Here is a 20,764-nt window from a genome sequence, read left to right on the forward strand (position 1 = left end):
AGCGCGGCGTCGTCCGAAAATCGCCTACACTTTTCGGCGTCACGCTCTAGAGGGCGGCGGGGATGTGATGTTACGCATCATTTTTCTGCGCATAAAGGAGAAGGCTTTCATGCGGTTGCGAAACCGGAGCGCCTATGCGTTCCTTGCACCCTATCTTCTGGTATTCGCCGCTTTCTGGGTCTGGCCGATCATCGATTCGTTTCTGATCTCGTTCCAGAATACCCGTGTTAATCCGTGGACCTTCAATCTGTCGCTCAATTGGGGGCGGCTGTTCGGTGATCCGGCATTCTACAACGCGCTTGAAAACACGTTGATTATCCTGATCGTCCAGGTGCCGGTCATGATCACACTCGCCACGGTCATGGCGGTGCTGCTGAACTCACCGCTGTTGAAGGCCCGTGGCATTTTCCGCTTCGCTTTCTTCGCGCCCGTCGTCGTTGGCGAGGTCGCCTATGCCGCGGTCTTCCGCCTGATGTTCAACGTCGATTTCGGCATCATCAACAAGCTGCTCGGCAGTGTGGGCATCGCGCCGGTGTCGTGGTTCGCCGATTCCCACGCCGCCATGGTGCTCATCGTTATCGCCGTCACCTGGCGCTGGGCGGGTTACAACGCCATCATCATTCTGTCCGGGCTGCAATCGATCCCGGAGGATGTTTATGAGGCCGCAACCCTCGACCGCGTCAGCCGCTTCAAGCAGTTCATCCATATCACACTGCCACTCCTGAAGCCGATCATCCTGTTCTGCGTGGTCCTGTCCGTCATCGGCACCATGCAGCTCTTCACCGAACCATATCTGATCACCAACAGAGGCGGCCCCGGCGGCGGGACGGAAACGCTCGGTCTGCTGCTCTATCGCCAGGCTTTCCAGTCGACCAACTTCGGCTATGCCTCGGCGATCGCCTATACGATGGCGGCGCTTGCGGTCGTCATCTCTCTTCTCAATCTCTGGGTGGGGCGCGAACCGAAATGAAATCAAAATCCAGATCCACTCTGATCCGCTCGATCGCCTTGCATGGCCTGCTGGCGCCGCTCGCCATCATCTGGCTGTTTCCGCTCTGGATGATGTTCGTCTTCTCCACCATGCCCGATTACGGCATTTTCAGTCCCGGTATCATCCTGACACCGTCGACGGGTTTCATGGACAACTTCCGGAACCTGCAGGCCGACACCAACTTCGTCGGCGCGATGACGATCTCCATCGTCGTTGCGGTCATCTACACCTTCCTGTCGGTGCTGCTGACATCGATGGCCGGATGGGCGCTAGCGCGTTATCAGTTCGCCGGCCGTTCGGGCGTCATCGGCATCATCCTCGGCACCATCACGCTGCCCTACTCCGTCGTCATCATTCCGCAATTCATCATGGTGGCGCGCGATTTCGGGCTGGCGAACACATGGGTTGCGCTGATCGTGCCGCCGCTCTTCAACTCACTCGGCGTTCTCTTCATGCGTCAGGCTTTCTCGATGATGCCGGGCGAACTCTTTGATGCCGCCCGCGTTGAGGGCGTCAAGGAATGGCAGATCTTCCTGCGCATCGCCCTGCCGCTCGCAAGGCCGACGATGGCAGCACTCGCCATCATCCTGTTCCTGGCTTCCTGGAACAACTATCTCTGGCCGCTGCTCATCAACTCCCGGCCGGGGATGATGACAGCGCCTGTCGCGCTCGGAACGCTGATCGGCCTCACAAGGGTCTCCTGGGGCGGCATCATGGCCGGTGCCGTAATGCTGACGGCACCGATTCTCATCATCTTCGTTCTCCTGCAACGCCACTTCATCGCCGGCATTGCCGCCGGCGCAATCAAATAATTCCGGGAGATCCGTATGGCTGAACTTTCTCTCACCAATATCGTCAAACGCTATGGTTCGCTGGAAATCATCCACGGCGCCAATCTCGAGGTGAAGGACGGCGAATTCGTCGTCTTCGTCGGGCCGTCCGGATGCGGCAAGTCCACGCTGTTGCGCATGATCGCTGGGCTGGAGGATATTTCCGGCGGCGAGCTCAAGATCGGTGGCCGTATCGTCAATGACGTGGAACCGGCCGATCGCGGTATCGCCATGGTTTTCCAGTCCTATGCCCTCTACCCGCATCTGACCGTCGAGCAGAACCTCAATTTCGGGCTGCGCATGAACGGCAATCCGAAGGCCGATACCGACCGCCGCGTCAAGCAGGCCGCCGAGATCCTGCAGATTACGGAACTCATGCAACGCCGGCCGAAGCAGCTTTCCGGCGGCCAGCGCCAGCGCGTCGCCATCGGCCGCGCCATCGTGCGCGAGCCGCAGATCTTCCTGTTCGACGAGCCGCTGTCCAACCTCGATGCCGAGCTGCGCGTGCAGATGCGCGTCGAAATATCGCGCCTCCATAAGAAGCTCGGCACGACGATGATCTACGTCACCCACGACCAGACGGAAGCCATGACGCTTGCCGACAAGATCGTCGTGCTACGCGGCGGCAATATCGAGCAGGTAGGCGCGCCGCTGGACCTTTACGACGACCCGGCCAACCAGTTCGTCGCAGGCTTCGTCGGCTCGCCGAAAATGAACTTCCTGCAGGCCGAAGTGGCTGACAATCAGCAGGGCCGCATCGCCGTCGTGCTCAAGGGCCAGCGCAACATCCGCCTGACGTTGCCCGCCTCCTCGGCAAAGGTGGAAGTCGGCCAGCCGGTGACGCTCGGCGTCCGCCCGGAACATTTTCTCGAGGCCGGACGCGGCGATGTGGACATGACCGTCGATGTCGATGTCGCAGAGCATCTCGGCAATACCAGCTACATCTACGCCAATATCGAAGGCGGCGAGCAGATCGTCATCGAGCGCGAGGAATCCCGCAACACGGGCAACCGCGACAAGCTCACCGTGGCGCTCTCGGCGACAAAGACATTCCTGTTCGACAGCGCCGGCAACCGATTGCGATAGGCGCTGCCAATCCTCCCAAGACAGCATGCAGATTTAGAAAGGATCGTTCCATGACTACTGAGACACCAATCCGCTGGGGCATCATCGGCCCCGGCAGGATCGCACAGACTTTTGCCGATGGTATCGCCCATTCCCGCAGCGGCAAGCTGGTGGCCATCGCCAGCCGCAACCCGGACAAGCCGGGTCTCGGCGACGGTTTCCCGGGCGCGCGCATCGTCAATGGTTATGAAGCCCTGCTCGCCGACAAGGAAATCGACGCCGTCTACATCGCCACGCCGCATACCGGCCACGCCGAATGGGCGATCAAGGCGATCCGTGCCGGCAAGCATGTGCTCGTCGAAAAGCCGATCGCGCTTTCTGCCTTCGATGCCGAAGCTATCTATTACGAGGCCAAGAAGGCCGGTGTCTTCGCCGGCGAAGCCTTCATGTATCGCGTCCATCCGCAGACGGCGAAACTGATCGAGCTCGTCAAGAGCGGCGTGATTGGCGAGTTGCGCATCATCCGCACCTCCTTCGGTTTCAACATGGGTAAGGTCAATCCGGAACACCGGCTGTTTGCCAATGAGACTGCCGGCGGCGGCATTCTCGATGTCGGCGGCTATCCGGTCTCTATGGCCCGCCTGATTGCCGGCGCGGTCGACGGCAAGCCGTTCCTCGATCCGGAAAAGGTATCGGGCGTCGGCCATCTCGGTCAGACCGGCGTTGACGAATGGGCCTCCGCCGTCCTGAAGTTCCCGAACGACATCATTGCCGAAGTGTCCTGCTCCATCATGGCCAATCAGGACAACACGCTGCGCATCATCGGCTCCGAAGGCCGTATCGAAGTCAAGGACTTCTGGTTTGCCTCCGGTCACAAGGGCGGTGTCGGCAAGATCGAAGTCATCAAGGGCGGCGAGACCCAGACGATCGAAGTCAAGGAAGATCGCTGGCTCTATTCCTTCGAAGTCGATGCGGCCGGCGATGCCATCCGCGCCGGAAACAAGGAATTCGCCTATCCCGGCATCAGCTGGGCCGATTCGATCGGAAACCTCAAGGTGCTCGACCAATGGCGCGCATCGATCGGCCTTGAATATAGTATCGAGAAAGCAGCGAAGCGCACGAAGAACATCGCCGGCGGGACCGTCACCAAGGGCAACAGCATTCCGAAGCGCAGCATTCCCGGCATATCCAAGCCGGCATCGCTTGTTACGCTCGGCTTCGAATTCTTCCCAAATTTCGCAGCCGCCTCGCTGACGCTCGACGCCTTCTATGAAGCCGGCGGCAATGCCTTCGACACTGCCTATGTCTATGGTGGCGGCAAGACGGAGAGCATCTTCGGCGACTGGCACACCAGCCGCAGCGTGCCGCGCGAGGAGATCGTGCTGATCGGCAAGGGTGCGCATTCACCACTCTGCTATCCGGATGTGATCGCCAAGCAGCTCGACCAGTCCCTCAACCGCCTAAAGACCGACTATGTCGATATCTACTTCATGCACCGCGACAATACCGACGTTCCGGTCGGCGAGTTCGTCGATGCCATGGATGCCGAGGTGAAAGCCGGCCGTATTCGCGGCATCTTCGGCGGCTCGAACTGGACGCGCGCCCGCTTCGACGAGGCGATCGCCTATGCCGAGAAGAACGGCAAGACGGCACCGGCTGCCCTTTCCAACAACTTCTCGCTGGCGGAAATGCTCGACCCGATCTGGGCCGGCTGCATCGCCGCCTCGGACGATGAGTGGAAGGCCTGGCTCAATGCCAAGCAGATCCCGAACTTCGCCTGGTCGAGCCAGGGCCGCGGCTTCTTTACCGACCGCGCCGGCCGCGACAAGCGCGACGACGAGGAATTGGTCCGCGTCTGGTATTCCGACCGCAATTTCGGCCGCCGCGATCGGGCGATCGAACTGGCGCAGAAGCTCGGCCGCAACCCGATCCATATCGCGCTTGCCTATGTCGTCGCACAGCCCTTCCCTGTGATACCGCTGATCGGACCGCGCACGATCGCCGAGCTGGAAGACAGCCTCTCGGCGCTCGACATCAAGCTGACGCCAGAGCAGGTGAAGTGGCTCGAGGGCTGAAACGGGGCGGCCGGCTGATGACGTTCACGGTCGGCCGCTGAGCTTGGATATACGAAATGAAAGCAGCCCATCCGAAATGCCGGATGGGCTGTTTTCATATGGGAAGAGCCCACTGCCGCGCACCTCCTTCTCCCCGAGGGGAAAGGTGCCGGTAGGCGGATGAGGGGGATTCGCCCGGAGCATAAAGGCTAATGAGTCGAGGCGATTAGCCCCCTCATCCGACCCTTCGGGCCATCTTCTCCCCGAGGGAGAAGGGATTTACGGCAGGTAATGCGCCATACAATCGCCGCGAGATCAAGCGGCAAAATCGAATGTCTTCTCATCAGCCCCTTCGAGCCGCAGCAGATAGGCCTTGCGTTCGAGACCGCCGGCGAACCCGCGCAAATCACCAGCCGATCCCACCACGCGGTGGCAGGGCGCGATGATCGAGATCGGGTTGCGGCCATTGGCGGCACCGACGGCGCGGATCGCCTTGGCCGAGCCGATCTCGGTCGCGATCTGGCGATAGCTGCGCGTCTCGCCGAAGGGGATGGCGAGCAGCGCCTGCCATACCTTCTGCTGAAACTCAGTTCCGGCAAAATCGAGCGGCAGATCGAAAACCTGTCGTTCGCCGGCGAAATATTCACGGAGCTGCCGCTCGGTTTCCACGAGCACCGGATGGCTGTCATCCTCAGTCACGATGAGCAAGGGCACACGGCCTGGGCGATCATTGTCCCAAAGGATCGCGGCAAGTCCATCATCGCTGCCGACGAGCTTCAACGCGCCGACGGGCGAGTCCATGATCCGATAGACATACTGCTTTTCCGCATTTTTCGAGGCTTTGGTCATGCCGATATCCTTTCTTTGAATTGCGCTCATGGCATCGGGCGAGATTGCCTCTGATGGAGCGCTTATGCCCCCATTGGACCTCAAATGACCGTCGCCAACCACCCGAAAACGGACGGCGGGCAGGAAAATCCCGGCATTTCCGGATTCATGCGCTCAGCCGCAAGATGACGCAACCTCCATGCGCATGCTTGGGGAATGGGCTGGAATTGTGTAGAATCGGCGAAGAGAACAGATCGCCAGCTTGCGGAACCCGATATGACAGTTCGCCCGCCGCGCAATTTCAATCCATCGCAGACAAACGAGACCGGCCTCGGCATTCTCGAATATGAGATGATGTCGGAACGCGCCAGTACGCTCGGGCATCACGGCATGAAGGTGGAAGCGGCGCTTGCAGCCTTGCAGGAGGGCGAGGCCAAGGGCAAGGAGGGCGTCGAACACGAGCGGCTGGTGGATATCGCGGCGCAAGCCGTCTGGGCCATGTTCATCCATCGCGAGATCTGCGGCCTGCGCAACGGCCGTGACGTCATCCAGCGCTATGGCATTCCCAACAAGGTGCTTGCGCGCCTCGGCGCCAGCCCGAGACATCTCTAAATATTAGGATTTCAGGATCGCCTGGAAGCGCGGATCGAAGGCATGGCCGATCGGCTCTGCCGCCGCACCGCGCGCCACGGCCCAAGGATCGGTCATGCCGAGCTGGAGGCGCGGCAGCAATCGATCGGGACGATCGGCATTGGAGGGCAGGAGCGGCTGCATCGCGGCCATCAGCCTAGTTGCGAGCGCCGGGGGCGCGCCACCGCACAAAATCACCGTCTGCGGATCGAAGATGGTTTCGATGAGCTGCACGCTCCAGCGCAGGTCGATCGCCGCCCTTTCGATCCAGGCGAGAATATCTGGATCGTCGGCAGCGGCCCGTTTGTCTATCAGCGAATAGATATCCGGCGCCATCGGATCGAGGCCGAGGTGATCGTAGAGTGAAGCCAATGATGCGCGATGCTCCAGCTGGGTCTGTTTCCCGCCTGATGTCAGCAGCGCCATGCCGATTTCGCCGGCATTGCCATGCGCACCGCTATAGAGCTCACCACCGAGGATGAGCCCGGCACCGATACCATAGCCTACATAGAGGCAGACGGCATGGTCGAGGCCATGTGCGGCGCCGACCATGCGCTCGGCGGTCGCGGAGGCCGCGGCGTCATTCTGCAGGGTAACGTTAAGGCCGGTTCCGACCGACAACGTTTCCAGCAGCGGAAAGCGCTGCCAGGCGCCCATCATCCAGGGATTGTCGGCATCCTCCTGCTCGATACCAAACGGGCCTGGCATCGCGACACCGAGGCCGACGAGGCGCTTCTCCGCCTGAGCCGCTCGCTGCTTCAATTCGCTGCGCACGTCCTCCACGAGCTGCAAGACGATGGGCGTACCTGTCGCCGGTCCACCTCCCGGCAGGTTCGCTTCCTTGCGTATCAGCACATTGCCGACGAGATCGACGGCGATGGCGCGGGTGATGTGACGGTCGATCTGCAGGCCGATGGCGCAGGCGCCTTCCGGTACAAGACCGTAGGGCGTCGAGGGCTGACCGCGGCCGCGGCGCACCGTTTCCCTTGATGTGACGAGACCGTCGTTTTCCAGCTCCTCCATGATGTTGGAGACGGTCTGTTTCGTCAGGCGGGTGGCGCGCGCGAGATCTGCGCGGGAGAGCGCACCATTGAGCCGCAAGGCGTCGATGATCACCCGCCGGTTATGGGCGCTGGTCCCCTCGTGGTTCGTTCCGCTGGTAGCCCTGATCGGGCGAATATCGTGCATCCGCTTTTGCCCTCTTGACAGCAATAGAATATTGAAGAACAAATTAGTCAAGACAATTGACTTAAAAGAAACCACAGAGTTTCACCAGGGAACTTAAGCGACGCTCCGATCAATGTTCGGCAGCCAGCCCGGCCAATTGCCTGCTCGACAACCGATGGCGACGTCAGCCGCCTTTGGAAAAATCGCGTGACTGTCAAAAACTGGAGGATGGAATGTTGAAATCATTGAACAAGACATTGCTGGGCGCAGCGCTGATCGGCGTATCCTTCGCCTCGCACGCCCTTGCCGAAACGACGATCAATGCCCTCTTCATGGCGCAGGCTGCCTATAGCGAAGCCGATGTGCGCGCGATGACGGATGCCTTCTCCAAGGCCAATCCGGACATCAAGGTCAACCTCGAATTCGTCCCTTATGAAGGCCTGCACGACAAGACGGTGCTGGCGCAGGGATCTGGCGGCGGCTACGACGTCGTGCTCTTCGACGTGATCTGGCCGGCCGAATACGCGACCAACAAGGTTCTGGTCGACGTTTCATCGCGCATTTCGGACGAGACGAAGAAGAACGTGCTGCCGGGTGCATGGACGACGGTGCAGTATGACGGCAAGTACTACGGCATGCCGTGGATCCTCGATACCAAGTACCTGTTCTATAACAAGGAAATCCTGGAAAAGGCCGGCATCAAGACGCCACCGAAGACCTGGGACGAACTGAACGAGCAGGCCAAGATCATCAAGGACAAGGGCTTGTTGGCAACGCCGATTGCCTGGAGCTGGTCACAGGCCGAAGCCGCAATCTGCGACTACGCCACGCTCGTCAGCGCCTATAAGGGCGATTTCATCAAGGATGGCAAGCCGGACTTCCAGACCGGTGGCGGCCTCGACGCCCTGAAATACATGGTCACCAGCTACAAGTCCGGCCTGACCAACCCGAACTCCAAGGAATTCCTTGAAGAAGACGTTCGCAAGGTCTTCGAAAACGGCGACGCCGCCTTCGCGCTGAACTGGACCTACATGTACAACATGGCGAACGACCCGAAGGACAGCAAGGTCGCAGGCAAGGTCGGCGTCGTGCCGGCACCGGGCGTTGCCGGCAAGAGCGAGGCTTCGGCGGTGAACGGCTCGATGGGTCTCGGCATCACTACTGCCAGCAAGCATCCGGACGAGGCCTGGAAATACATCTCCTTCATGACCTCGCAGGCAACGCAGAACCAGTATGCGAAGCTTAGCCTGCCGATCTGGGCATCGTCCTACAGTGATCCGGCCGTCACCAAGGGTCAGGAAGAACTGATCGCGGCCGCAAAGGTCGGCCTCGCTGCCATGTATCCGCGTCCGACGACGCCGAAATATCAGGAACTGTCAACCGCACTTCAGCAGGCGATCCAGGAATCGCTGCTCGGCCAGTCTTCTCCGGAAGACGCACTGAAGTCTGCTGCCGACAATAGCGGTCTCTGATAATCTCATCGGGCGGCGCCAATCGCCGCCCGCCTCTAATTTCCTCCATGAAGAATGAAAGAAGGGGCCTGCCATGTCCGGCACCTCCATGACAACTCGCGCCTGGCTTTTGATGCTGCCACTGCTTGTGGTGATGATCGCCGTCATCGGCTGGCCCCTCGTCGACACGGTCGGCCTTTCTTTCACCGATGCGAAGCTTGTGGGAACCGGCGGCAATTTCGTCGGTATCGACAATTACGCGAAGATGTTGGCGAACTCCAATTTTCAGCGCACCCTGATTACCACGGCGTGGTTCGCGATCGTCTCCGTTGCCGCCGAAATGGTGCTCGGCGTGCTGGCTGCCCTGCTGTTGAATCAGAATTTTAGGGGTCGCGGCGTGCTGCGTGCACTAATGATCCTGCCCTGGGCGTTGCCGACCGTCGTGAACGCGACGTTGTGGCGGCTGATCTACAATCCCGAATATGGCGCGCTCAACGCAGCCCTCACCCAGCTTGGCCTCATCGACGCCTACCGCTCCTGGCTCGGCGAACCGGGCACGGCGCTGACAGCACTCATCGTCGCCGACTGCTGGAAGAATTTCCCACTGGTGGCGCTCATTGCACTTGCCGCCCTGCAGGCGGTACCGCGCGATATCACCGCCGCGTCGCTGGTCGATGGCGCCGGCCCCTTCAAGCGCTTCCGCTTCGTCATCCTTCCCTATCTTGTGGGACCGCTGATGGTGGCGCTGGTGCTGCGCACCATTGAGGCTTTCAAGGTCTTCGATATCATCTGGGTGATGACACGCGGTGGGCCGGCAAACAGCACGCGCACTCTATCGATCCTCGTCTATCAGGAAGCCTTTTCCTTCCAGCGAGCGGGGTCGGGCGCATCGCTTGCCCTCATCGTCACGCTGCTGGTCACGCTGCTTGCCGCCGCCTATGCCGCCCTTGTCCGCAAAACCGCAGGGAGTGCCGCCTGATGGAACGCCAGAGCCCGCTCTTCACCTGCTTCATCTATGTCTGCGCCATCCTGCTCGCCGTCGTGATCCTGGCGCCAATCGCCTGGCTCTTCATCATGAGCATTTCGCCGGCTGCCGATCTCGCCGCCAAGCCGCTGCGCTGGTGGCCGCAGACGGCGGACTTCTCGCGCTATAAGCTGCTGCTGTCGACGCTGGAAAACAGTGAGGGCGCCGCCTTCACCTCATCGCTGCGCAACAGCATCGAGGTGGCCGGCATGGCGACCATCGCAGCCATTGCGCTCGCCATTCCTGCCGGCTGGGCCGTATCGCGCACGCCATCTGTCGGATGGTCGCTTTCTATGGTCATCGCCACCTATATGCTGCCGCCGGTGGCGCTTGCCGTGCCGCTCTATATGGGGCTTGCCCATCTCGGCATGCTCAACAACGTTTTCGGCTTGGCGCTCGTCTATCTGACGATCCTCGCGCCATTCACGACCTGGCTGATGAAATCCGGCTTCGATTCCATTCCGAAGGAGATCGAGGCTGCGGCAATGATCGACGGCGCTGGGCTGTTCCAGACGCTGCGAATCATCACGTTGCCGCTTGCCATGCCCGTGATGGCGACTTCGGCGCTTTTTGCCTTCCTGCTTGCCTGGGATGAATTCTTCTATGCGCTGCTCTTCACGTCAGACCAGCGCGCCAAGACCCTCACCGTCGCCATCGCGGATCTCGCCGGCGGTCGTGTCTCGGATTACGGACTGATCGCGACTGCCGGCGTGCTCGCCGCCCTGCCCCCGGTGCTGATCGGCCTTGTCATGCAACGCGCCCTGATCTCGGGCCTCACCAATGGCGGCGTCAAGGGATGACCATGACCCAAGAGAAAACCCGCCCCGAAGGCCTTGCCGCCATCGACCGAGAAATGGCCCGCCAGCATGCCGATGCGCTTGCCTCCTTCGAGGCTGCCGCCGACATGGCCGCCAAGGCCGCCGCCTCGCTGAAACGCACCGGCAGGCTGCTGCTGCTCGGCATGGGCGGTTCCCACGCGGTCAATCGCGCCGTCGAGCCGCTCTATCGCGCCGCCGGCATCGATGCGATCGCCCTGCCGCTTTCTGAACAGCTCGGCCAGCCGCTATCGCTGGAGGGCCGTACGATCTTCATGACATCGCAATCCGGCGAAAGCGCCGAAGTGCTGCGCTGGTTCAACGAGACGGGCGGCACCGCCGAGACTTTCGGCCTGACACTGGAAAGTAGCTCCTTCCTCGCCAAGACCGCGCCTTCTCTTGTCGGCGCCGGTGGCACGGAGCTTGCCTTTGCCGCTACACGCAGCCTCACGGTCACCTTCGCGCTGCATCTGGCTGTATTCGCCGCCCTCGGTCAGGATCCGGCGCCTGCGTTTTCCGTGCTTCGCGCGCCCGAAACGCTCGATATCAAGCCGGCGCTTGCGGCTCTCGCCAATGTGGCGACGGTTGTAACCTCCGGTCGGCGTCTACAGGGTATTGCCGAGGCTCTGGCGCTCGGACTTACCGAACTTTCGCGCCGCCCGTGCTTCTCGCTCGAAGGCGGCCAGCTGCGCCATGGCCCGATGGAAATGCTCGGGCCTTCGATCGGCGTCGTTCTCTTCCGTGGCAATGATGCGACGGCTGGTCTCGTAACGGCCATGGCTGTTTCCGCGGTGGCAACCGGTGCGCCCGTGATCGTCTTCGATGGCTCCGGGGAAGAACCGGTTCCCGGTTGCGTCACCCTGCGCTTCAAGCCGGAAACCGGTCTTGCGGCGATCTTCCAGATGCTGCCTGTCGCCCAGTCGCTGATGATCGCCTTTGCCGACGAGCGGGTGGAGAATGCCGGCACGCCGGTGCGCTCCACCAAGATCACCCGGAGCGAATGAATGAAGCCGCTTGCAGTCATCGGCAACGTCAATATCGACCTGATCCTCGGGCCGGCAGCGCCGTGGCCGAAAGCCGGCACCGAGATCATTGTCGATCACGACGAGCTGCGCGTCGGCGGCCAGGCTGGCAATAGCGCCCTTGCCTGGGAGGGTCTCGGCGTTGATTACGAGATCGCGGCTAATGTCGGCAACGATCAGTTCGGCCGCTGGCTCAGCGAAGCCTTCGGCGCGCGCAGCAGCAAGTGGCCCGTACGACCGGAGAGCACGACGCTCTCGGTCGGCATTACCCATCCCGATGGCGAGCGCACCTTCTTCACCACGCGCGGCCACCTGCCAAGGTTCAATCTCGATGACGTGTTTACGGTTCTCAATGGCGAGAAGCTTGCCGGCGGCTATGCACTGCTCTGCGGCGCCTTTCTGACCGAAGATCTTACACGCGACTATGACGCGCTGTTCAACTGGGCCGACAAGCATGGAATCACAGTCGCGCTCGATACCGGTTGGCCGCTCGACGGCTGGACCAAGGAGAATTGCAATGCCACGCGGCGTTGGCTCTCCCGCTGCGGAATCGCGCTGATGAACGAAGTTGAAACGACGACCTTAGCCGGCATAGATGATCCCGCGGAGGCTGCGCGCGCGCTCCATGCACTGATGCCAGAAGGCGCGATCTTCGTCGTCAAGCGCGGTCCGGACGGCGCGATCGCCGTCGATGCCGACGGCGTGCTGGCTTCGGCCGCAGCACCAAAGGTCACCGTCGTCGACACGATCGGCGCCGGCGATGTCTTCAATGCCGGCTTCCTGGCCGCCCTTGCCCGCGGCGAGCCGCTTGCGGCCTGCCTTTCGGCCGGGACCGCGGTCGCGTCCCGCGCCATTTCCACATTGCCGCGCAGCTACGGCCCGGCTCAAGCATCCGAGGAGGCCGTTCAATGAGCGCGCTCGAAATCCAGAACATCCGCAAGAGCTACGGCGAAGTGGAGACGCTGAAAGGCATCGATATTTCGCTTGAAAGCGGCGAATTCCTGGTGCTGCTCGGCTCGTCTGGCTGCGGCAAGTCCACGCTGCTGAACATCATCGCCGGGCTCGCCGAGGCGACCAGCGGCGATATCCGCATTGGCGAACGTTCCGTGCTCGGTGTGCATCCGAAGGACCGCGACATCGCCATGGTGTTCCAGTCCTATGCGCTCTATCCGAACCTCTCGGTCCATCGCAACATCGGCTTCGGGCTGGAGATGCGCAAGGTGCCTGCGGCGGAACGCGACAAGGCAGTGCGCGAGGCGGCGAAGCTCTTGCAGATCGAGGCGCTGCTGGAGCGCAAGCCAAGCCAGCTTTCCGGCGGCCAGCGCCAGCGTGTGGCGATCGGCCGTGCCCTGGTGCGCAAGCCGGAAGTCTTCCTCTTCGACGAGCCGCTCTCCAACCTCGACGCCAAGCTGCGCATGGAGATGCGCACCGAGCTGAAGCGCCTGCACCAGATGCTGAAGACCACCGTCGTCTACGTGACGCACGACCAGATCGAAGCGATGACACTCGCAACCCGCATCGCCGTGATGCGGGACGGACGGATCGAACAGCTCGGCACGCCGGACGAAATCTACAATCATCCGGCAACACTCTATGTCGCGACCTTCGTCGGCGCGCCGCCGATGAACCTTTTGAACGCGACTGCCGATCACGGTTTGCTGCGCATCGACGGAACATCGATCACGCTGCCGATGCCGGCGACGAAAGCTGGGATCAGCCAAGGACAGCAGCTGGTGATCGGTATCCGGCCGGAAACGCTGCGCCTCGAGGAAAGCGGCAAGCTTGAGGCCATCTGCGAGGTCGCGGAACTCACAGGCCCCGAGCTCATCGTGACGGCGCAAACCGGTTCGCAGCGGCTGATGGCCTGCCTGCCGCCGCGCACCGCGATTGCCGAAGGGCAGACGCTCAAGCTCGCCTTCGATGCCAGCGCGCTGCATCTCTTCGATCGCGCCACCGGCCAGCGTTGCGAGTAGACCTTTCGAATACAGATAATGGTCGCCGAGGATGGCGCCCGCGATCTCGGAGATGGTGCGATGGGGATTCCTATCATCAGCAGCATGGAAGGAGGCGGCATGGCGCATATCATGCCGATCTGCCCCATTTCGCCCGACATTTCGCGACGGTAGCCCTCAGGGCCGGACAGCATTCCATCCTTAAGGAATAATTAAGAAACCCTGCTCAACCCTATAAAAATATTCAATAATTTTTCAATATTTTTGAATCCTGCAATGTACCCGCAATTCTCACCGGCAAAATGACCAGCATCTCCTGACGTTGATCCGCTCCCAAGACGGACAGCACCGGAGAACAACAGGAACCGATGTCCGGTTCTCCAACGCAAACAGAGACCTTGCGAGCGCCCAGGGATGGTGCACGGGTTTCGTATGGAGTTAGCAATGTCGCTCAGCGCAAAATCTATTCTGTTCGCGGCTCTGGCCATGACGGCCGCGTCCAACGCTTCCGCAGCCGATCTCACTACCTATCAGGCCCCGGATGCCGGCTATGACCGGCCGCCGGCTTTCCAGTGGAGCGGCGCCTATTTCGGCGCCCATGGCGGTATCGCCTCGCCGAAATTCAACCCTTTCGCCAGCGGCAAGGGCCTGACCGGTGGCGTGCAAGCCGGCTACAATTTCCAGGTAGGACCAGGCATCGTCGGCGCCGAGCTGGAGGGCTCATACCTCGGAAACAACGAGATACGCGTACCAAACGGCAGGGTGGAAGAGCGCTTCCGGGGTGCTGCCAAGGCGAAGGCCGGCCTAACCTTCGATCGCACGCTCGTCTATGGCACGGCGGGTCTGACGATGACGAAGTTCGAAGGCGGCAGGGGCGTTTCCACCTCCGGCGGCTGGAAGCAGGGCTATCTCGTCGGCGGTGGCATCGAACAGGGCTTCGGCGGCGGGCTGTCGGCCAAGATCGAATACAACTACGTCATGACCAACGACGTCTCCACGACGACATCGAGCGGTAAGTCGAAGACCGATCTGCGTGACCATGTCATCAAGGCCGGCCTGAACTATCGCTTCTGATCGCCGATTTGCAGAGGTCGGCACGCCTTTTCAAGCCAGGACGTGCCCGACGGAGAGCGGCGGAGGATGGTTGATCAAACCCCGAATCGGTCCCTTCGCCGCTCTTATTCATGAAAATCAGCCGCTTCATTCGCACGCAATCGAACCAGCCATAGTCACTGCGTCTCGCATGATCGGCGGCCTTGCCGTTGCTCGAAAGTTGACCAACAATGCTGGTGAAGAAGCACAGCGGAACGATGACCGCTCCGCCGAAGGATCGGCAGTATGAGAAACCGAGCCCCCTGGTTCCATGTCAAAGCATACGGCTACGGAGCCGGCCTGCCTTGCCGTTGGCAGGGTTGGATCGCGCTTGTTATCTATGCGCTGGTGCTGATGGCCATTATCTTCGTCGGTGGACCTCATGCGGATAGTCATCCAATCGGCTATGCCGCGGCAGTCATCTTCCCGACTGCATTGCTGATTTCCGTTGCCTGGTGGAAAAGCGATGCCCCATGGCGTTGGCGATGGGGCAAAATTGACAAACCAGGCCGGGATTGAGTTGACCCCTTGCGAGCAGCGGAATCATCCGACTTCCACAAGGCAGCCAGAGGGGTTTATTCGCATTCGAGCGAAGGTTGGCGAAAACTCGTCACATACCAATCGGAACCGGGGCCTCGGGTATAGAAGGTGTAGAAACATTCCGTATGCTCGACATAGCCCGGCGTTTCGGTGACTTCATAACGCTTGCCGCGGCGCGTATCCCGGATTTCGCCGGTGGATTGGCCTGGCACCACCTGCGTCTTCTCCTTGCGCCACTGATAGGCACGCGCACCCGGCCCCAGATCATAGACATTATCCGGCGGACCGTAATCCAGCATCACGCTGCTGATCGGCGCGCCGATATAGCTCTTCATGATCTGCGAGGCACAGGCCGACAGGATCAGCAGGACTGCAAGCGCAGCAATCCCGTGAGGGAGCCGCTTCATGCGAATGGCAATCATAGGAACGTCCTTTGCAGCTAAAGGGAGATCGCGGACAGGGGTACGGCTCATGGGTTACGGCAGCATTGCGCTTTGCCGCATCAGCCGCTTTTTTGTCGTGCGCCCAAGGATTTGGCGGATGCCTTCCTTGCGGAAAGGCTGCGCCAGTTGGCCGAGAAAGCTTTTCGACGGTCGATCAGGATGGAAATAGGTGCCGAACAGCCGCTTTAATATCAGTCATTCTCTTCACCGTCTGTTCTTCTGCTGCTCTTGGAACGCGGCGTGTAAAATCTGAGAATAGATTCTTTTTCTCGACTTGAATTCAATCGCTGGATGCGGAATGTTACATTCCTACAGCATTTCATAGCTTTAAATACTTAGTGCCGCCGCGTTATTCACCTTCCCACCATTTCAAGGGATTCGTTATGCGTGCATTGATATTCCTGATGCATATTCCCTTACTGGTAACTTCTTGTGCCGGATTACAGGTCAAGCGCGTTACGTCGCGCGACCAATCTGGTATCCGCTACTGACGGCCCGCACCGTATCTGGCCCTTGTTGAAACCAAGACCGACAAGACCGTAATCTGCGACGTGAAGGCATTCTATTTGCCCGACAAGACCGAGGAATACGCGATCACGATCTCAGCGGGCATGGGCGCGATCAAAGCCACCCCTACCCTCACCGATGGCTGGAACCTAACCAGCCTTAGCACCGACGTTGACAGCAAGACGAACGAGAACATCACCGCCATTACAGGCTTGCTCAAGGAAGCGGCCGGGATAGCTAGTCCAAAACATGACTTTGCTCCACATCCATCAGCCCCGACAAAATGCGAGGGCATTTTCAGGTGGAGTATGACCAATCCGGCAACTTCAAGGGTTTCAAAAGATACCGTTGGCCATCAATTGACGCGACCGGAGAGCGAATATGAGCTTGCAAGGGCACGTCGATGCTATCAAGCGGCACATGCGCAAGGCGGAACAGGCCGACAACCGACAAGACCACGACAGGGAATTGCATCACGCCCGGATCGCCAATCGCAACCTTTGTAGGGAATGCGAGGCAAAAACGGAAAAACAAGTCCAGCGGGATAGCCGTGAAGCTTACAGCATCTGGAAATATGGCGTTCCCGGTCTCTAGCTGGTGCCGGTAGCGGGACTCGAACCCACACTCATAACGCAGCGGATTTTAAGTCCACCGCGTCTACCAATTTCGCCATACCGGCACAGGATCAAGCTACCACAGGAAAGCTCCGCGTGACCAATCTTTGATATCGCATTGCATGCGGAGTGACTGGCAGCGTCAGTATTTGGGCACAAAGACAATCCAAACCAGAGCCCTTATGGCGTCGTGTAAGAACGGAAGCGAACCTCGGCACGATCCGTTTTCATCGAGGAACATTGTAGAATCCTACAATTGACCGCGAACTCATACTTTGCGAGTAGCGAGAGGGCCGGAATGCCGATGATATCCGCCGCGATGGCCACGTAAGGCCTCGGAAAACACGAGGAGACGACGCATGTCTCAAGACAAGTCATTCACCTTCTACACCTATTCGCGCGCCAATAGTGACGAAGATCGATGGAAGCACACTGGCATTCCGGATATCTTCTTTCACGATGAAGAGGAAGCGCGCGAGGCGCTTCACGAGCTGCGCCGCGACGTTATGAGCGATTACGCGGATGACTGGTGGCCGATGCAACTGGAGAAGATCGAAACGCTGCCCATCTCACGGGACAGCATCTTTGCACTGCTGAACGATGGTGTCGGCGCCTTCGTGAAGAGCTATGAGATCATCGACATTATTGACTGATTTGGCGCTTCGCTCCCCCCCCCAAAGGCAAGGGGCGGTTCCCGAGGCTGCGCACTGCGTTTGCGCGCTTGCCGCGTGGCCCCTTGCCGTTGCTTCCCCCAGACATCGCCGGTTAGGCAGGGGTGCAGGAGGATTCTTGCACCTGTCTTTCTGATTTCGACTTTTTCCAACGATTGGGTAAAGTGTAGTGATGAAAGAGGCTCTATTTTCAAGTGTAATTACCCACACCTATGATCCGGGTAGTCCCTTTCGAACATTTGCGACTTGGCGCCGGATGAGGCGGAGGCGGTTTTGGACCGCATTCGGCAAGCCGGCGTGCGAAAGATCAAGCCGACATATCTTGCACGGCGCTGCGAAACCGAAGAATGGCTTATCCGGGAACGCCGCCGTCTCTTAGGTAATACTCGACGCGAACGGCCGGTCTACTGCTTCCTTGGCAATTTCGACGACGGCCTCGATCTCACACGGCCAAACGCGCTTGTCATGCCACTTGTCGCTTTTCCGGCTGAGGTGCTCACCTTCACCTATCCGGATAGTATGGCAAGCCTTCCTTATGTAATCCGGGAAGATCTTACCGCCGACCGACGTCCATGCCATGGGCGCGTATTCACTTTTGAAGAGGATAAAACCATCGTGAAGGAACACGGGATGCCGGGCCCAACTGAGCGCTTTATCGAAGTACAGGCTTGGGACGAGCGACCAATCTTGGAATTCCGGTCATCAAGGGTGTCCTGAATCGCTTCGGTAGCGAGCCGTTTACTCTGTGGTGGGATCAAAGTTACGTGTCTGCCTGGCTTCGACATGCCGGACAGGCCGACGATGCGCATTTCCGCCTTTACACAAGCATCCTCGTACTGGACCTCATGGGCGAATATGGCCATATCTCAAACGGGAACGAGACTCAATCGACACCAGCAGGAGAAGCAGCGCTACGGCTTGCGCTCGAACATAATCTGAAGCTGGCACGGTTGTGAGCGTTTGAGCGGGCGCGCTTCATTTCAAACAGAAGTTTCCGCAATCCGAAAGGCGGCTACAGCTCCAGAGGCCACCGTTGATGAGCGTGCATGACGGTCAGAATCTCGATGTCCTGGCCGACCCGGTAGGGAATGATATAGGGAATATCCGCTAGCACCACTTCACGCGTGCCCTTGATACGACCGGCACGCCCCGTCGCCGGAAACTCCGCCAGCATATCAACAGCCGACACAATGCGCGCGACAACACGCGCAGCAGCGCCCGGATCGTCTTTCTGGATATACTCGCCAATCTGATCAAGCCGCCGCAACGCTCGCAGCGTCCAGCGGATGCGTTTCCGACTCATGATTGACGGGCTGACTTGACGTACTTGCCGACAACCTTCGCCACATCATCATCACTGGCAAATTCGCCCCGGTTGGCTTCGGCCAACCCGGCCTCAATCTCTGCGAGCTGCCACTCCTCGCGAGCGACATAGTCCTCAATCGCCTGAGCGGCCATATACGAGCGGGAGCGGTCGAGCTTTTCCGCGATCTGGTCAAGCTTGCTGGCGGTCTCATCTGAGACGCGAACGGTGAACGCTGTCATGGCACCTAACTTTCCTTGGTTCACTATAATTATTGGTGAACCAATGCGGTTCGTCAAGGTTCCGCTAATGTGAGAAGGCTTTCAATTGATAATAGATTCCGATCATGGGATTTCTGACCCGGTGACCGGATAGGGACTTTTCTCTCTTTAAGGCCCGCCAAGCGGGCTGACAAATCGGCAAGCGATTTGTGACGACACCCGTTCGGGTGTCTTTACCAAACCTTGCGGACCCGGCATTCGTGGTAGGACGGCGGTCCCGCCGTCCTAGGCACCTTCCGTCCGCGACTGCCACGCTTGGGCTTCGGGAATTGATGAACGCGGTATCAAGCGAGGTCTTGATGTGGGCCGCGTAGAATTTTTCAATCATTTCGACGCTGGTGCGGCAATTTTTGGCAATCGCATAAACATCAGCACCTTCCATGAGACGCAGGCAGATATAGGTATGACGTAGGCTGTAAGCTGTTCGCGGCTTGCCGTCCCGGTCCAACTTAAGGTTCTGCGCTTCAAGAAGATTATTGAACATCTTGAGATAATTGCCGGGGAACAGCAGATCGGTCGGTTGCGGAGCCTTAACGACGATCTCGCCGCCCTCTTTATCCTTCCCGCGAACCGGCTTTAGCCGGTCGCGCAAGCGCTCATAGGGCTTCACCGCACCCGGCATAGATTTGCACCAACCGATCCCGCGCTTGCCGCGCACCTCGATTTCAAGAATGCGTTCACGGCTATCGGGATCTTCGACAATGGTCACGTCGCGATGCTGGAGCTGCTTGGCCTCATCCGGGCGCAAGCCCGTGTTACCCATGAACAGGACGAACTCATGCAACTGCTCGGCTTCCCAACGGAAGTGCGGGTTCTTCGGCTCCTGGCATTCTGGCGCGTAGCCTCGTAAAGCTGCTTGTATTCGACCGGGCTGAACCAAGGCCGGTGTGTAATTTTGCCCTGTGTCTTGTAAGGCGGCGACAGATCAGGAAGATGGGTGAGCCACTTGTGGCGGATCGCCGTTTTCAGGACCTGGCGCAACGTGCCGACTTCGTCGTGAAGCGTGCTGCGAGCCGGAGGCTTGCCAGTCACCGATCCCGAGATCCGGTGCACGCGGTAGTCTTGAACGGTCCCGGCATTGATCTCGGAAAGCCCCATCTTGCCGAAGAACGGGACGAGGTGCAGCCGCAGGCGGATACCGTGGCCCTCGATCCATTTGGGGCTTCGCTGGCCTTCGGTGATCACACCATATTCCTGCTCAAACTTCTTGGCAGCCTCGGCGAAGGTGGTCTCCGATTTCAGGATGCCCGCCGCTGACTTGCCGCGCAGGCCGAGATACCAGTCTTCGGCAAATGCCTTCGCCTGCTAAAGCCCCGTTTCCTTGGTGCTGGTGCGATACTGGCGGCCCTTTACGGAGGCCGAGCAATGCCACGTCAGCCCCCCGCGCCGGTAGACGTTGACCTTTCCTCCGAGGATTTCGTGGCTCGCCATAAGGGCCCCCGTCGATCACATGGGAGGCCGACAAAGTATTGATAGTCTTTGTA

At 59.8% G+C, this 20,764-nt stretch carries 24 protein-coding genes and 1 tRNA gene; 17 read left to right on the top strand and 8 right to left on the bottom strand.

Going from position 1 to position 20,764, the window contains the following annotated elements:
• Nucleotides 1-109: 109 nt before the first annotated feature.
• Genes AC13RC_RS33200 through AC13RC_RS33215 form a run of 4 tightly spaced genes read left to right on the top strand, consistent with a single transcriptional unit; the run spans nt 110 to nt 4,961 of the window.
• Complete coding sequence (locus AC13RC_RS33200) at nt 110-970, top strand: carbohydrate ABC transporter permease (RefSeq protein ID WP_069615394.1); 861 nt, start codon at nt 110-112, stop codon at nt 968-970.
• Complete coding sequence (locus tag AC13RC_RS33205; protein WP_069615353.1) at nt 967-1,803, top strand: carbohydrate ABC transporter permease; 837 nt, start codon at nt 967-969, stop codon at nt 1,801-1,803. Before AC13RC_RS33200 ends, AC13RC_RS33205 begins: the two co-directional genes overlap by 4 nt.
• A 15-nt stretch (nt 1,804-1,818) precedes the next feature.
• A complete protein-coding gene (locus tag AC13RC_RS33210) occupies nt 1,819-2,907 on the top strand; it encodes an ABC transporter ATP-binding protein (RefSeq protein ID WP_113354163.1) in 1,089 nt (362 codons plus the stop codon).
• A gap of 50 nt (nt 2,908-2,957) precedes the next feature.
• A complete protein-coding gene (locus AC13RC_RS33215) occupies nt 2,958-4,961 on the top strand; it encodes an aldo/keto reductase (RefSeq protein ID WP_113420948.1) in 2,004 nt (667 codons plus the stop codon).
• A 294-nt stretch (nt 4,962-5,255) separates the two neighbouring features.
• Here the strand turns inward: AC13RC_RS33215 and AC13RC_RS33220 are convergent, their stop codons facing one another.
• The gene (locus AC13RC_RS33220) at nt 5,256-5,789 is read right to left on the bottom strand and encodes a methylated-DNA--[protein]-cysteine S-methyltransferase (protein ID WP_113332434.1); all 534 of its coding nucleotides are present in this window, start codon (nt 5,787-5,789) and stop codon (nt 5,256-5,258) included.
• Nucleotides 5,790-6,044: 255 nt separating this feature from the next.
• Here AC13RC_RS33220 and AC13RC_RS33225 point away from each other — a divergent pair, with 255 nt between their 5' ends.
• Nucleotides 6,045-6,380 (top strand): DUF6665 family protein, encoded by a 336-nt coding sequence (locus AC13RC_RS33225; RefSeq protein ID WP_113332422.1) that lies wholly within the window; start codon nt 6,045-6,047, stop codon nt 6,378-6,380.
• Between the two features lie 3 nt (nt 6,381-6,383).
• Here the strand turns inward: AC13RC_RS33225 and AC13RC_RS33230 are convergent, their stop codons facing one another.
• Nucleotides 6,384-7,586, bottom strand: a complete 1,203-nt coding sequence (locus AC13RC_RS33230; RefSeq protein WP_488559706.1) for an ROK family transcriptional regulator — start codon at nt 7,584-7,586, stop codon at nt 6,384-6,386.
• A gap of 212 nt (nt 7,587-7,798) precedes the next feature.
• On the opposite strand from AC13RC_RS33230, the gene AC13RC_RS33235 reads away from it, so the two are divergent.
• The 8 genes from AC13RC_RS33235 (at nt 7,799) to AC13RC_RS33270 (ending at nt 15,440) form a co-directional block, all read left to right on the top strand.
• Nucleotides 7,799-9,037 carry an extracellular solute-binding protein gene (locus AC13RC_RS33235; RefSeq protein ID WP_113354165.1) on the top strand — a complete coding sequence of 413 codons (1,239 nt, stop codon included), beginning with the start codon at nt 7,799-7,801 and terminating at the stop codon, nt 9,035-9,037.
• A 73-nt stretch (nt 9,038-9,110) separates the two neighbouring features.
• On the top strand, nt 9,111-9,995 hold the full coding sequence (locus AC13RC_RS33240; RefSeq protein WP_069615347.1) for a carbohydrate ABC transporter permease: 885 nt from the start codon (nt 9,111-9,113) through the stop codon (nt 9,993-9,995).
• Nucleotides 9,995-10,840, top strand: coding sequence for a carbohydrate ABC transporter permease (locus AC13RC_RS33245; protein WP_113332426.1), 846 nt, complete (start codon nt 9,995-9,997; stop codon nt 10,838-10,840). Before AC13RC_RS33240 ends, AC13RC_RS33245 begins: the two co-directional genes overlap by 1 nt.
• Nucleotides 10,837-11,859, top strand: coding sequence for an SIS domain-containing protein (locus AC13RC_RS33250; protein WP_113354166.1), 1,023 nt, complete (start codon nt 10,837-10,839; stop codon nt 11,857-11,859). The genes AC13RC_RS33245 and AC13RC_RS33250 overlap by 4 nt, the downstream gene beginning before the upstream one ends.
• On the top strand, nt 11,860-12,789 hold the full coding sequence (locus AC13RC_RS33255; protein WP_113354167.1) for a PfkB family carbohydrate kinase: 930 nt from the start codon (nt 11,860-11,862) through the stop codon (nt 12,787-12,789). It begins immediately after the preceding gene.
• Nucleotides 12,786-13,850 carry an ABC transporter ATP-binding protein gene (locus AC13RC_RS33260; RefSeq protein WP_113354168.1) on the top strand — a complete coding sequence of 355 codons (1,065 nt, stop codon included), beginning with the start codon at nt 12,786-12,788 and terminating at the stop codon, nt 13,848-13,850. The genes AC13RC_RS33255 and AC13RC_RS33260 overlap by 4 nt, the downstream gene beginning before the upstream one ends.
• A 423-nt stretch (nt 13,851-14,273) precedes the next feature.
• Entirely contained in the window at nt 14,274-14,903 is a 630-nt protein-coding gene (locus tag AC13RC_RS33265) for an outer membrane protein (RefSeq protein WP_113354169.1), read from the top strand.
• Nucleotides 14,904-15,167: 264 nt separating this feature from the next.
• On the top strand, nt 15,168-15,440 hold the full coding sequence (locus AC13RC_RS33270) for a hypothetical protein (protein ID WP_113354171.1): 273 nt from the start codon (nt 15,168-15,170) through the stop codon (nt 15,438-15,440).
• A 56-nt stretch (nt 15,441-15,496) separates the two neighbouring features.
• On the opposite strand, the gene AC13RC_RS33275 is transcribed toward AC13RC_RS33270, so the two are convergent.
• Nucleotides 15,497-15,868 (bottom strand): hypothetical protein, encoded by a 372-nt coding sequence (locus tag AC13RC_RS33275; RefSeq protein ID WP_488559708.1) that lies wholly within the window; start codon nt 15,866-15,868, stop codon nt 15,497-15,499.
• Nucleotides 15,869-16,470: 602 nt separating this feature from the next.
• Between AC13RC_RS33275 and AC13RC_RS33280 the strand changes: the two genes are divergently transcribed.
• The gene (locus AC13RC_RS33280; protein ID WP_145324237.1) at nt 16,471-16,917 is read left to right on the top strand and encodes a hypothetical protein; all 447 of its coding nucleotides are present in this window, start codon (nt 16,471-16,473) and stop codon (nt 16,915-16,917) included.
• Nucleotides 16,918-17,006: 89 nt separating this feature from the next.
• Here the strand turns inward: AC13RC_RS33280 and AC13RC_RS33285 are convergent.
• Nucleotides 17,007-17,090 (bottom strand) — tRNA-Leu (locus AC13RC_RS33285).
• A gap of 294 nt (nt 17,091-17,384) precedes the next feature.
• Between AC13RC_RS33285 and AC13RC_RS33290 the strand changes: the two genes are divergently transcribed.
• The gene (locus AC13RC_RS33290; RefSeq protein ID WP_113354174.1) at nt 17,385-17,678 is read left to right on the top strand and encodes a hypothetical protein; all 294 of its coding nucleotides are present in this window, start codon (nt 17,385-17,387) and stop codon (nt 17,676-17,678) included.
• Between the two features lie 291 nt (nt 17,679-17,969).
• The gene (locus tag AC13RC_RS33295) at nt 17,970-18,413 is read left to right on the top strand and encodes a hypothetical protein (RefSeq protein ID WP_488559707.1); all 444 of its coding nucleotides are present in this window, start codon (nt 17,970-17,972) and stop codon (nt 18,411-18,413) included.
• A 295-nt stretch (nt 18,414-18,708) separates the two neighbouring features.
• Here AC13RC_RS33295 and AC13RC_RS33300 read toward each other — a convergent pair whose 3' ends face one another.
• From AC13RC_RS33300 to AC13RC_RS33310, 3 genes are all read right to left on the bottom strand, one after another.
• A complete protein-coding gene (locus AC13RC_RS33300; protein WP_113354177.1) occupies nt 18,709-18,999 on the bottom strand; it encodes a type II toxin-antitoxin system RelE/ParE family toxin in 291 nt (96 codons plus the stop codon).
• Nucleotides 18,996-19,241: a CopG family ribbon-helix-helix protein gene (locus AC13RC_RS33305; RefSeq protein ID WP_113354178.1), complete on the bottom strand. Its 246-nt coding sequence runs from the start codon at nt 19,239-19,241 to the stop codon at nt 18,996-18,998. Before AC13RC_RS33305 ends, AC13RC_RS33300 begins: the two co-directional genes overlap by 4 nt.
• A 64-nt stretch (nt 19,242-19,305) precedes the next feature.
• Nucleotides 19,306-20,064: a site-specific integrase gene (locus tag AC13RC_RS33310; RefSeq protein WP_210386775.1), complete on the bottom strand. Its 759-nt coding sequence runs from the start codon at nt 20,062-20,064 to the stop codon at nt 19,306-19,308.
• Between the two features lie 149 nt (nt 20,065-20,213).
• Here AC13RC_RS33310 and AC13RC_RS33315 point away from each other — a divergent pair, with 149 nt between their 5' ends.
• Nucleotides 20,214-20,537 (top strand): hypothetical protein, encoded by a 324-nt coding sequence (locus tag AC13RC_RS33315; protein ID WP_233790163.1) that lies wholly within the window; start codon nt 20,214-20,216, stop codon nt 20,535-20,537.
• A 48-nt stretch (nt 20,538-20,585) separates the two neighbouring features.
• Here the strand turns inward: AC13RC_RS33315 and AC13RC_RS33320 are convergent, their stop codons facing one another.
• A complete protein-coding gene (locus AC13RC_RS33320; RefSeq protein ID WP_267904028.1) occupies nt 20,586-20,711 on the bottom strand; it encodes a hypothetical protein in 126 nt (41 codons plus the stop codon).
• Between the last annotated feature and the right edge of the window lie 53 nt (nt 20,712-20,764).

The organism is Martinezella sp. CNPSo 3890 (assembly GCF_057784455.1).

Bases quoted from the DNA above. Each gene is read 5' to 3' on its own strand.
- AC13RC_RS33200 (WP_069615394.1), top strand. From the start codon at position 110: ATGCGGTTGCGAAACCGGAGCGCCTATGCGTTCCTTGCACCCTATCTT.
- AC13RC_RS33205 (WP_069615353.1), top strand. From the start codon at position 967: ATGAAATCAAAATCCAGATCCACTCTGATCCGCTCGATCGCCTTGCAT.
- AC13RC_RS33210 (WP_113354163.1), top strand. From the start codon at position 1,819: ATGGCTGAACTTTCTCTCACCAATATCGTCAAACGCTATGGTTCGCTG.
- AC13RC_RS33215 (WP_113420948.1), top strand. From the start codon at position 2,958: ATGACTACTGAGACACCAATCCGCTGGGGCATCATCGGCCCCGGCAGG.
- AC13RC_RS33220 (WP_113332434.1), bottom strand. From the start codon at position 5,789: ATGACCAAAGCCTCGAAAAATGCGGAAAAGCAGTATGTCTATCGGATC.
- AC13RC_RS33225 (WP_113332422.1), top strand. From the start codon at position 6,045: ATGACAGTTCGCCCGCCGCGCAATTTCAATCCATCGCAGACAAACGAG.
- AC13RC_RS33230 (WP_488559706.1), bottom strand. From the start codon at position 7,586: ATGCACGATATTCGCCCGATCAGGGCTACCAGCGGAACGAACCACGAG.
- AC13RC_RS33235 (WP_113354165.1), top strand. From the start codon at position 7,799: ATGTTGAAATCATTGAACAAGACATTGCTGGGCGCAGCGCTGATCGGC.
- AC13RC_RS33240 (WP_069615347.1), top strand. From the start codon at position 9,111: ATGTCCGGCACCTCCATGACAACTCGCGCCTGGCTTTTGATGCTGCCA.
- AC13RC_RS33245 (WP_113332426.1), top strand. From the start codon at position 9,995: ATGGAACGCCAGAGCCCGCTCTTCACCTGCTTCATCTATGTCTGCGCC.
- AC13RC_RS33250 (WP_113354166.1), top strand. From the start codon at position 10,837: ATGACCATGACCCAAGAGAAAACCCGCCCCGAAGGCCTTGCCGCCATC.
- AC13RC_RS33255 (WP_113354167.1), top strand. From the start codon at position 11,860: ATGAAGCCGCTTGCAGTCATCGGCAACGTCAATATCGACCTGATCCTC.
- AC13RC_RS33260 (WP_113354168.1), top strand. From the start codon at position 12,786: ATGAGCGCGCTCGAAATCCAGAACATCCGCAAGAGCTACGGCGAAGTG.
- AC13RC_RS33265 (WP_113354169.1), top strand. From the start codon at position 14,274: ATGTCGCTCAGCGCAAAATCTATTCTGTTCGCGGCTCTGGCCATGACG.
- AC13RC_RS33270 (WP_113354171.1), top strand. From the start codon at position 15,168: ATGAGAAACCGAGCCCCCTGGTTCCATGTCAAAGCATACGGCTACGGA.
- AC13RC_RS33275 (WP_488559708.1), bottom strand. From the start codon at position 15,868: ATGAAGCGGCTCCCTCACGGGATTGCTGCGCTTGCAGTCCTGCTGATC.
- AC13RC_RS33290 (WP_113354174.1), top strand. From the start codon at position 17,385: ATGTCTCAAGACAAGTCATTCACCTTCTACACCTATTCGCGCGCCAAT.
- AC13RC_RS33300 (WP_113354177.1), bottom strand. From the start codon at position 18,999: ATGAGTCGGAAACGCATCCGCTGGACGCTGCGAGCGTTGCGGCGGCTT.
- AC13RC_RS33305 (WP_113354178.1), bottom strand. From the start codon at position 19,241: ATGACAGCGTTCACCGTTCGCGTCTCAGATGAGACCGCCAGCAAGCTT.
- AC13RC_RS33315 (WP_233790163.1), top strand. From the start codon at position 20,214: ATGGGTGAGCCACTTGTGGCGGATCGCCGTTTTCAGGACCTGGCGCAA.
- AC13RC_RS33320 (WP_267904028.1), bottom strand. From the start codon at position 20,711: ATGGCGAGCCACGAAATCCTCGGAGGAAAGGTCAACGTCTACCGGCGC.